We start from the raw sequence: 9,659 nt of genomic DNA, 5'->3' as shown, positions 1-9,659 counted from the left end.
GATCGATCTGGCAAACGGGAGAAGATGCAGTTCGCAGGCAGCAAGCGTGCACAGCGAGGAGGAGTCGGCGCCCTCAACTCAAGAACTGTTGCTTATTCCACGCCGCGCACGGAGGTCCTTGAGGGAACTCTGACCTGCATATCCGTTGATGATTTCGCCGATACCACCGGGCTCCGGAAAAGGGACGACGGTCGATGCCGCGAGGCCCGTGGTGCCGCTCGGTGAGAGTGAGTTTCGGTGATCTGCCGCCGGACGATCCACGAGACCGGATCGGTGAGGAAACCGGCGTAGAGGCGTTGACCCGGGGTGACGCCGGGTGACCGGACAGAGTTGTTGTTCTGTCCTGTGCGCCCACCGCCGTTGCCCTTTTCCGGCTTACTTGGCCTGTCTCCCATATTGGGGGTGAGGCTCCGCCTAGATCGATACGCTCCGATAACCGGATCACGCGGAGGTGGAGAGCATGGCGAAATGCAATGGTTGCGGCAATGAGGTGTCAGAGGGAAGGCTCTGCGCATTGTGCGCCGCGAAGATGATCAGCTACCACGACGGGGACTACAATGACGAAAACGACCCCGCCGTGAAGCTCTACCGCGAGACCGCCGCCAAAATGAACTCGCCGAAACCTCCCTCGGGCGGGTGCGCTCTCGTCTTGCTCGCCATCACCTCCCTTTCCGCTCTTCTCGCGGCCGCGGGGATCGGTGTAGAGAACTTCATCGGTTAAGCCCGGCACCGTTCAGCCCCGGTTCGGGGGCCTCGATCTGGGCACCGCCGCTGGGCGTGGCCGGCGCCGGGCAGGTGCCCGACGTGGAGACGGTCAAAGAGCACGTCGCCGAGATCGAGGCGGCCCGCGAGTGCCTGGTCGCCGCGATCGGCAACGTCGACACCGGGGTCCCGGTGGTAACAGGGTGTCGCCGGAGCCGGTGAACACCCCGACCTCTCGACACGCTCTTCCGACATCGGTCCGACAGTTCGCACATCCGCGCAGAGCACTTCGGAAGGGATGTCGAGAATCGAATGATTTTTCAGACTCGAAGCGGACATCGAGCCCAACGGCATCGGAACGGTGGGCGGCTTCGTCCGCGTCGGCTCGCTAACACCACTTCCCGCTCCGTTGCCGATCAGGCCTCGCGTCCAGCACCCGCGGCATGGCCGACGGCGGCGTGAGCTCCGCGGTGTGCAGCACGCCCAGCCGCCGGGTGGCACGGGTCAGGGCGACGTACAGGTTGTTGAGCCCGCGCGGCGACTCGGCGACGATCAGGCCCGGCTCGACCACCAGCACCTCGTCGAACTCCAGGCCCTTGGCCTGCCTGACGTTCAGCACGACGACGGGGCTGGGCGCACCGGGGTCCTCACCGACGGACGCTTCCGGCACACCCGCCGCGATCGCGAGGCCGAGCGGCTCCAGCAGCGAGTCCGGCGTGATGACCGCCAGCCGCCGGTCGGTCAGCCCGGCGGCCTCGATCGCGACGACCTCGATCAGCCGGTCGGCGAGTTCCTCCGGTGACACGCGAAGCCCCCAGGGCTCGACGCCGCTCTCCCGTACCGAGACGGGCGCCTCAAGGTCTGCGCCGATCTCCGCCAGCACGTCGGTGGCGACGGCCATGATCTCAGCCGGCACCCGGTAGTTCCGGGTGAGGTTCTCAAGCCGCCAGCGCCCCTTGACGTAGGGGTCGAGCACCCGCCCCCAGGACAGGGTGCCGGCCAGGTCCCCGCTCTGCGCCGTGTCGCCGACGACGGTCATCGACTTGGCCGGGCATCTTCGCATCAGCAGCCGCCAGGCCATCTCCGACAACTCCTGGGCCTCGTCGACGATCACGTGGCCGAACGTCCAGGTCCGGTCGGCGGCCGCGCGCTCGGCCGAAGTACGGTGGTCCGCCTCCTGGTGCCGCTCGGCGAGCCTGTCCGCGTCGACCAGGTCGTTGACCGTGAGTATCTCGGCCTCCTGGTCGTCCTCCAGATCGGTGGCCCGCGACCCCATCGCGACGTCCAGCACGCCCTGGGCGTAGGAGACCCGCTCGCGCCGTTCGTACTCCTGCCGGATCCGCTCCGCCCGGGTGTCCTCACCGAGCAGTTCGGCCGCCTCGTCCAGCAGCGGCACATCGGCGGGCGACCAGCCGCCGCCGGGCTCCCGCAGCAGCAGCGCCCGATCCTCGGGGGTGAACCCCGGCGCCGCCGAGGCGATGCGGTCCGAAGAGCCGAACAGATCCGTGAGCAGCCGCTGCGGCGTCAGGTCGGGCCAGAGCTCATCGAGTGCGGCCAGGACCTCCTCGTCGGTGAGCATCTCCCGGCGGATGCTCTCCACCTGGCCGTCGTCCAGCAGACGCTCACCGTCGAACGGATCGGTGCCGACACGTTCGGCGTACTGCTCGGCGAGAACCCTGCTGATCTCCCGGACCACGAGCGGTCTGGCCGGGTTGTGCGGGGACAGCGAGCCCCGCGCCAGGTCGCGTGCCCGCTCGCAGGTCCGCCGGTCCAGGCGCAGCGTCTCCCCCTCGTACTCCACCTCGAGGTGGTCCCCCGGTACCCACTCGCGGTCGCGTACGGCGGCGGCGACCACCTCGGCCATCGCCAGCCGGCCCTTCACCTCGGCGGTCTCGGGCGTCTCCTCCCGTTCCGCGGTCACCCCGGGATACAGCCCGCCGACGGTCGACAGCAGCACGCTCGTCTCGCCCAGTGCGGGAAGCACGTTCCCGATGTATCGCAGGAACGTGGTGTTCGGTCCGACCACCAGCACCACCCGCCGCGCCAGCTGCCGTCGGCGGGTGTAGAGCAGGTAGGCCGCCCGGTGCAGCGCCACCGCGGTCTTTCCCGTCCCCGGTCCCCCCTGCACGACGAGCACCCCGGTGTGCTCGGACCGGATGATGCGATCCTGCTCGGCCTGGATCGTCTGGACGATGTCGGTCATCCGGCCGGTCCGGCCGGCGTTCAGGGCGGCCAGCAGGGTGGCCTCGCCCGCGAGCCCCTCGTGCCTGGCCCCCGCCGCGGATTCGAGGTCGAGCAACTCGTCATGGATCTCGGTCACCGTGCGGTCGCGGTCCTTGATGTGCCGGCGCAGCCGGACGCCCTCCGACGTGACCGCGGTGGCGAGGTAGAACGGGCGGGCGGCCGGGGCCCGCCAGTCGATGAGCAGCGGGACCGTGTCCTCGTCGTCCTCGTCGTCCTCGGCATCGCTGAGCAGGCCCATCCTGCCGATGTGGCGGCACTCACCGTCGAGCATGTCGAGCCGTCCGAAGCACAGGCCGTGCTCGGCCGCGTTGAGCCGGGCGAGGCGTTCGGCGTAGGCGGCGTACGCGGCGTCCTTCTCGACACGTGCCTGGGCGTTGCCACCGGAGGTCGCGAGCACCCGCGTCAGCCGTCCGGTGACGTGTTCGCGGAGCTCGTCGAGCCGGCCGTACAGCATCGACACATACTCCTGCTCCGCACGCAGCGCTTCGCTTGACAACAGCACTCCTCGTGGTATCATTAACCGTTAGACGTGTGTTTTATGGTTGCGAACGACCAGTAGCGTAGCCCTCGTCGGCACGCCCGTCCAACCTCTCCCACGCTCGTCACCGGACAGCGGTTCTTCCCGCCCCCCACGCCTCGAACGTCATCGCGGGTTCCGCATACCACCGCTGATCGTCGAATCCTGTCCGGGCACTCCCGCCGTCACGCGGACCACCCGCCACGGCCTCGAACAACTGAGTGCCATCACCAAACCCCGCGATCACCGCATTTCACACCATCCATCTGGTGAACAGCCGGCCAGAGCGGTGACGCAAGCAGCCTGAACAATCAGGCTATTTGATATTTAATGGCAATTATTCCGCTGGTCGTATTCGACCTCTTCGGCCGCCGATCACGTCGCAAACATCCGGGTCATCGCCCGGCATGGTCGTGTACAGTCGGATCCCTGTTTTCGACCCTCATTGCGAGTGGCAGCCAAAGAAAGGCAACAGGAGATGCAGAAAGCAGCCATCGATCGGGTAAAACTCATTTTCGTCCTGCTCGACGCGGACGGCACCGGCCACCTCGAAGCCGAGGACTTCGAACTCATGGCGACCCGTGTCATCACGGCGGCCCCCGATTCCGATGACGCGACCAAAGCCGCCATGCTGGCCGCTTTCCGACGCTATTGGACGACCCTCGCCGCCGAACTGGACGCCGATCACGACGGCCGTATCAGCTTCGAGGAGTACGCCGCGTGCGTCCTCTCCCCGGAGCGGTTCGACCCGGCGATCACCGACTTCGCCGAGGCGCTGGCCGCGCTGGGCGACCCGGACGGCGACGGGCTCATCGAGCGGCACGTCTTCGTGGCGCTCATGACGGCCATCGGCTTCGAGCGCGCGAACATCGACGCCCTCTTCGACGCGTTCGGGCCGTCGGAGGCCGACCAGATCATGGTCTCGGTCTGGGCCACCGGCATCAAGGACTACTACCACCCGGAAAAAACCGGAATTCCGGGCGATCACCTGGTCGGCGGGCCGATCTGATCGGAATTACGGCAGCTGAAATGTCCGGCCTTCGAGACAAGGAATAGAGGAGGACTCGTGCCGGGTGTCGAAAGCGGTGTCGGCCTGACCGCCCTCATGGTCGCCGCCGCGCGGGCGATCGAGACCCACCGGCCCGACGCCCTGGCCGGCGACACCTACGCCGAGCACTTCGTACGCGCCGCCGAGGTGTCCGCGGCCTGGCCGGTCCGCCCGGCCGAGGTGCCGGACGGGGACGCCAACCCCCTGTGGGGCAGGCTGGGACGCTACTTCGGCCTGCGCACCCGAGTCCTCGACGACTTCCTGATCCGCTCCGTCCACACGGGCGCCCGGCAGGTCGTTCTGCTCGGCGCGGGCCTCGACACGCGGGCCTTCCGGCTCGACTGGCCGCCGGGCCTGGTCGTCTACGAGATCGACCGCGAGGGCGTCCTGGCGTTCAAACACCGGGTGCTCGACGACCTCGCCGCCGCCCCGGCGGTCACCCGCCGCCCGATCGCCGCCGACCTGCGCGAGGACTGGGCCAGGTCGCTGCTGAACACCGGCTTCGACCCGACCCTGCCGACCGCGTGGCTGGCCGAGGGCCTGCTGCTCTATCTCCCACCGGCCGCCGAGCGGCGTCTCATCGACACCGTGGACCGCCTGAGCGCCGAGGAAAGCACCCTGGCCTTCGAGGTCAAGCTGGGAGTGGAGTCCCCGGAGGTCCGCACCGGCCCCGTCTACCTCGCGACCAGGCAGCAGATCGGCATCGACCTGCTCGCCCTGTTCGACAGGGAGCCACGCCCCGACTCCGTCGGCCACCTGCGGGAGTCGGGCTGGTCCACCGCGACCCGCACCCCCTTCGACTTCACCCGCCACCACGGTCGCGGCCCACTACCTGAGCCGAACGACGCCCTGGCAAGCAACCGCTGGGTGTTCGCCAACAAACCCGGCATGCACCTCTGATCGGCTTCCCGGCCGTAAGCGCCTGATGTCACGCCGCTGATGCCCGGGCCACGGAGGGGAAATCCTCTTTTGGTGCGAGCTGAGGAACGCCTCTCGAAGCCGACCGCCCCCATTCGTCTTCACGGCCTCTGAGCCGGTGAGCCGAGTGCGGTCCGCGTGGTCCGCCCCCCGGGGTCCAGCTCGCTCGCTGCGGTTTTTGGCACTTTCGATTTTCCCGCCATCCTCTCAGGATGAACCGGCGGCCGGCTGGAACTTCGTCATCACCCCTGTCGTTGATCGATCTGATCAATTCTTCTCGCATAGTGAGGGCATTTGTCACCGATCGGGTTACGGCTGGTATGCCTGGCCACCTCTGCGTTCATGGTCGCCGGATGTACGACCACGACATCCGGTTCCACTCCCGGCGAAGCCCCCGTCGTTCCACAGCCGGTCCGGGAGGCAGCGGAGGGCGCGGAGAGTGCGGAGGACGAAGAAGCGGGGTTCGTTGAGATCTGTGTCGCGAAGAGGACACGAGTACGGGTCAACTATCGAGGTTGCGATGACGCACAACCCGGCGTCACCTGGTACTTTCTCCCGCTGAACGTTCGGGTGCCCGCCACCGGCTCGAAGGCCGGGCGGGGCTCGTTCAAACAGCCGTCCGGTGACTCGTACCGAGCCCCCGCGAAAGGTGGCATCGGCTCGAAGGTCCGAATCGCCGACATCGAGGACCGTGTTGAGGTCTGCGTGCTCAAAAGCAGTCGGATTCGATTCTCTGATATCAGGTGCGATGATGGCGAGAAGGGCTACGACTGGTACTACATCCGGATCGACGGCCATGTTCCAGCAGTAGGAAAACAGGCTGAGGACGGCTCCTTTCGGCCACCGTACGCGGAGGCGCACCGTGCCCGTAGAAGCGGCGGTGACGCCGCCAGGGCTGCCATCGGTTACGAAGATCCGGACATGCCCGAGGCGGAGGAGGAAGAAGAGGAATATTGCACCATGACCATCAACGGCGAGTGCGTTGCCACCAATCAGTGCACACAGACCGTGAACGGCGTCTGCACCAGGACCGAGAACGGTTCTCTGGAGTCAACCTCCAGCGAGTGCCGCAACGTGTTCGTGGGCAAGCGTTGGACGCGTCGCTGCTGATCGATCGGCTGGCGTGTCGGCGCCGACGCGCTTCCCATGGTCCATGCCTTGAAAGCCGGCAGATCACCTCCGCAGAACCTGTTCTTCACCCTCGACACCGAGGAGCCGAAAACCGCGGGGAGTGTACGGAAGCGAACCTTTTCCTTGGCGACGTGTGCCCCTGATTCGTACTCCCACCCTCAACTCACCGAGGTGACACACCACGCTGATCCTGCTCCTGCCGCTCAGGCAGTGACGACGCATCGCATCCCTGTTCGGCGGGGCCGTGTTCGAGGTGGTCCTCGTACACGCCGACCTTGAAGGTGATCAGGTCCAGGCACCGGGTCAGCTTGTCCATCTGGGCGAGCACGTGCTCCCGGTGCCGGCGCAGCAGCGCGAGCCGTTCTTCCTCGGTGCCGGAACCCTGCCTGACGAGATCGGTGTACCGGCGGATCTCGGGGAGGGGCATGCCGGAGGCGCGGAGGATGACGCAGAGCCGCAGCCACTCCACGTCGTCCTCGCTGTAGAGACGGCGCCTGCCGGGTCCACGGCCTACGGGATTGGCCAGGACACCTTCACGCTCGTAGAAGCGCAATGTGTGCACGCTCAAACCGGTGCGTTCGGCGACCTGTCCGATGCTCAGATCCTGTTCGGCTTTCGGCATGCCCTTCACAGTAGGGGCTTGCCCTAGAGCCGACTCTAGAACCTAGAGTACGCCGCATGATCACCCCGCTCCGCAACCACTAAGGGAGTTTGACCATGCACTACCGCGTTCTCGGTGGTACCGGCATCGAAGTGAGTGCCCACTGCCTCGGCACCATGATGTTCGGCGCTGTCGGCAACCCCGACCACGACGAGTGTGCCCGCATCATCCACACAGCCCTCGATCAGGGGATCAACTTCGTCGACACCGCGGACATGTACTCGGCGGGTGAGTCGGAGGAGATCGTGGGAAAGGCGTTGCGCGGCCGTCGTGACGACGTCGTGCTCGCCACCAAGGTGCACTTCCAGATGGGCGAGGGCCCGAATCGCAGCGGTAACTCCCGGCGCTGGATCATCAAGGAGGTCGAGGAGAGCCTCAGGCGCCTGCGTACCGACTGGATCGACCTCTACCAGATTCATCGCCCCGACCACACGACCGACATCGAGGAGACGCTCAGCACGCTGAGCGACCTCGTGCACCAGGGCAAGATCCGCGCCTTCGGCTGCTCCACATTCCCGGCCGAGGAGATCGTCGAGGCGTATCACGTCGCCGAGCGCCGCGGCCTGCTGCGCTTCAGGACCGAGCAGCCGCCGTACTCGCTGCTGGCCAGGGGCATCGAGACCTCCGTGCTGCCGGTCTGCCAGCGGCTGGGAATGGGGGTGCTCACCTGGAGCCCGCTGGCCTCGGGCTTTCTGACCGGCCAGTACCGTAAAGGCCAGCCCATCGATCTCACCACCGGTCGTGCGGCACTGACACCGGCACGTTTCGATCCCTCGCTTCCGGTGAACGCCACCAAGCTGGACATCGTTGAACAGCTCGTGGAGGTCGCGGACGGCATCGGCTGCTCGCTGCCCGAACTGGCTGTGGCCTTCACCGTGGCACATCCCGGCGTCACCTCGGTCATCGTAGGGCCGCGAACGATGAACCAGTTGGAGACGCTGCTGAAGGGCGCCTCGCTCATCCTCGACGACGCGACCCTTGACCGGATCGACGAAATCGTGCCGCCCGGGACCAACGCCTACCAGCCGGACGGTGCCTGGCGCCCACCGGTGCTGGCCGACGCCGCCCGGCGCCGCCGCCCGCTCGCGAACCGTTCCGCGGCCTAGACCGACTCCTCCGACCCGGTACGAGGGCACCGTCGCCATCGGCGACCACGGAAGGCTCGTCGAAGGTCGTCAACCCATTGGTCGGGGATTTCCCGCGGGATGAAGTGGACGGCGAACCGCTTCTCCAGCGTGACGAGTTGGGCGTGGATGTCGGCGGGGAGACCGCCAGGGATGGGCCGACCGCCTGGCCGCCGTCGGCCGTCCCACCTCACTTCTCGGCCATGTCCTGAACGCCCACGTCCGCGTCCCCGGACAGTGGTGATCGGTCTATCCGAGGGTGTGGACGGCGACGTAAGATCAACGCCGATGCTCAGCTGTCCGCCCCCCTGCCGGCTGCCGCGCACCGCCCGTGCGGGACCGCGGCCGGTGCGGCGGGGAAAACGTCTCCGGGAGTGGCCATGCGGAAGGCAGTCGTCACCGGCAGCACCAAGGGAATCGGTTTCGCGCTCGCTCGCGAGCTGCTCCGGCGCGGGCACTCCGTGGTCGTCTCGGGTCGTACCCAGGCGGCGGTGGACGACGCCGTCGAGCGGCTGCGCCCGGAGGCGTCCGGAAAGGCCACGGTTCACGGACGCGCCGTGGACGTCACCGATGCCGAGCAGGTCGAGGCGCTGTGGAGCGCGGCGGTGGACGCGCTCGGCGGGGTCGACCTGTGGATCAACAACGCCGGCGTCGCCCACACCACCCGCCCCATCGTCGAGACCACCCCCGACGAGGTCCGCGCGATGGTCACCACGAACATGCTCGGCACCGTGTACGGCGCCCAGGTCGCCGTCCGCGGCATGCTCGCCCAGAGCGGCGGCCAGGTCTTCAATGTCCTCGGCGGCGGCAGCGACGGCAGTATCCGCCCGGGCATGGGCGTCTACTCGGCCACCAAGCGCGGCCTGGACTCCTTCACCCGGGCGCTGGTCAAGGAGGTGGCCGGCACCGGCGTACGGATCGGGCAGGTCAGACCCGGCATACTCATCACCGAGGGATGGCTCCGGGAGGCCGCCGCCGCCCCGGAACAGGTGGACAGACAGCGCAGGATCCTCAACATCCTGTGCGACCACGTCGACGACGTCGCCCCCTACCTGGTCGAGCGGATGCTGGCCGGCACCAGGAACGGCGACGCCATCACCTGGCTCACCACCGGCCGGATGACCCGGAAGTTCCTCTCGCCACGCAGGCGGGACATACTCGGCCGCTACGGGCTGTGAGGCCCGTGTCCCTGCCGTCGGACCGGCGTGAGGGACAGCGCCGGCCGGACGCACTCGCCGAGGACGGCACGTCCGGGCTCGGCTCCCGATGATCCGCTCGACCAGCTCGGGCACCCAGTCGACGTACTCCACCTCC

General features: G+C 67.6%; 8 protein-coding genes. 6 read left to right on the top strand and 2 right to left on the bottom strand.

Going from position 1 to position 9,659, the window contains the following annotated elements; genetic code table 11:
• Positions 1-460 precede the first annotated feature (460 nt).
• Positions 461-721, top strand: a complete 261-nt coding sequence (locus AB0J58_RS02075) for a hypothetical protein (RefSeq protein WP_364209029.1) — start codon at positions 461-463, stop codon at positions 719-721.
• Between the two features lie 369 nt (positions 722-1,090).
• Here AB0J58_RS02075 and AB0J58_RS02070 read toward each other — a convergent pair whose 3' ends face one another.
• Positions 1,091-3,448, bottom strand: coding sequence for an AAA family ATPase (locus AB0J58_RS02070; protein ID WP_364209026.1), 2,358 nt, complete (start codon positions 3,446-3,448; stop codon positions 1,091-1,093).
• A 493-nt stretch (positions 3,449-3,941) separates the two neighbouring features.
• On the opposite strand from AB0J58_RS02070, the gene AB0J58_RS02065 reads away from it, so the two are divergent.
• The 3 genes from AB0J58_RS02065 (at position 3,942) to AB0J58_RS02055 (ending at position 6,539) form a co-directional block, all read left to right on the top strand.
• Positions 3,942-4,472: an EF-hand domain-containing protein gene (locus AB0J58_RS02065; RefSeq protein WP_364209023.1), complete on the top strand. Its 531-nt coding sequence runs from the start codon at positions 3,942-3,944 to the stop codon at positions 4,470-4,472.
• A 57-nt stretch (positions 4,473-4,529) separates the two neighbouring features.
• Positions 4,530-5,411, top strand: coding sequence for a class I SAM-dependent methyltransferase (locus AB0J58_RS02060; RefSeq protein WP_364209020.1), 882 nt, complete (start codon positions 4,530-4,532; stop codon positions 5,409-5,411).
• A gap of 312 nt (positions 5,412-5,723) precedes the next feature.
• Complete coding sequence (locus AB0J58_RS02055; RefSeq protein WP_364209017.1) at positions 5,724-6,539, top strand: hypothetical protein; 816 nt, start codon at positions 5,724-5,726, stop codon at positions 6,537-6,539.
• A 184-nt stretch (positions 6,540-6,723) separates the two neighbouring features.
• Here the strand turns inward: AB0J58_RS02055 and AB0J58_RS02050 are convergent, their stop codons facing one another.
• Positions 6,724-7,182 carry a MerR family transcriptional regulator gene (locus tag AB0J58_RS02050; RefSeq protein ID WP_364209014.1) on the bottom strand — a complete coding sequence of 153 codons (459 nt, stop codon included), beginning with the start codon at positions 7,180-7,182 and terminating at the stop codon, positions 6,724-6,726.
• 95 nt (positions 7,183-7,277) lie between these two features.
• Between AB0J58_RS02050 and AB0J58_RS02045 the strand changes: the two genes are divergently transcribed.
• Both AB0J58_RS02045 and AB0J58_RS02040 read left to right on the top strand, forming a co-directional pair.
• On the top strand, positions 7,278-8,327 hold the full coding sequence (locus tag AB0J58_RS02045; RefSeq protein WP_364209011.1) for an aldo/keto reductase: 1,050 nt from the start codon (positions 7,278-7,280) through the stop codon (positions 8,325-8,327).
• 398 nt (positions 8,328-8,725) lie between these two features.
• Positions 8,726-9,523 (top strand): SDR family oxidoreductase, encoded by a 798-nt coding sequence (locus AB0J58_RS02040; RefSeq protein WP_364209008.1) that lies wholly within the window; start codon positions 8,726-8,728, stop codon positions 9,521-9,523.
• The last annotated feature ends 136 nt before the right edge of the window (positions 9,524-9,659 follow it).

It is taken from the genome of Streptosporangium sp. NPDC049644, from assembly GCF_040675205.1.
Taxonomy (GTDB): domain Bacteria; phylum Actinomycetota; class Actinomycetes; order Streptosporangiales; family Streptosporangiaceae; genus Streptosporangium; species Streptosporangium fukuiense.
Note: the sequence above shows the minus strand (reverse complement) of the source record. Positions and strands in the feature narration are given on the sequence as shown.

Excerpts from the sequence above, each read along its gene's own strand:
- AB0J58_RS02075 (WP_364209029.1), top strand. The coding sequence starts at position 461 with ATGGCGAAATGCAATGGTTGCGGCAATGAGGTGTCAGAGGGAAGGCTC.
- AB0J58_RS02065 (WP_364209023.1), top strand. The coding sequence starts at position 3,942 with ATGCAGAAAGCAGCCATCGATCGGGTAAAACTCATTTTCGTCCTGCTC.
- AB0J58_RS02050 (WP_364209014.1), bottom strand. The coding sequence starts at position 7,182 with ATGCCGAAAGCCGAACAGGATCTGAGCATCGGACAGGTCGCCGAACGC.
- AB0J58_RS02040 (WP_364209008.1), top strand. The coding sequence starts at position 8,726 with ATGCGGAAGGCAGTCGTCACCGGCAGCACCAAGGGAATCGGTTTCGCG.
- AB0J58_RS02045 (WP_364209011.1), top strand. The coding sequence starts at position 7,278 with ATGCACTACCGCGTTCTCGGTGGTACCGGCATCGAAGTGAGTGCCCAC.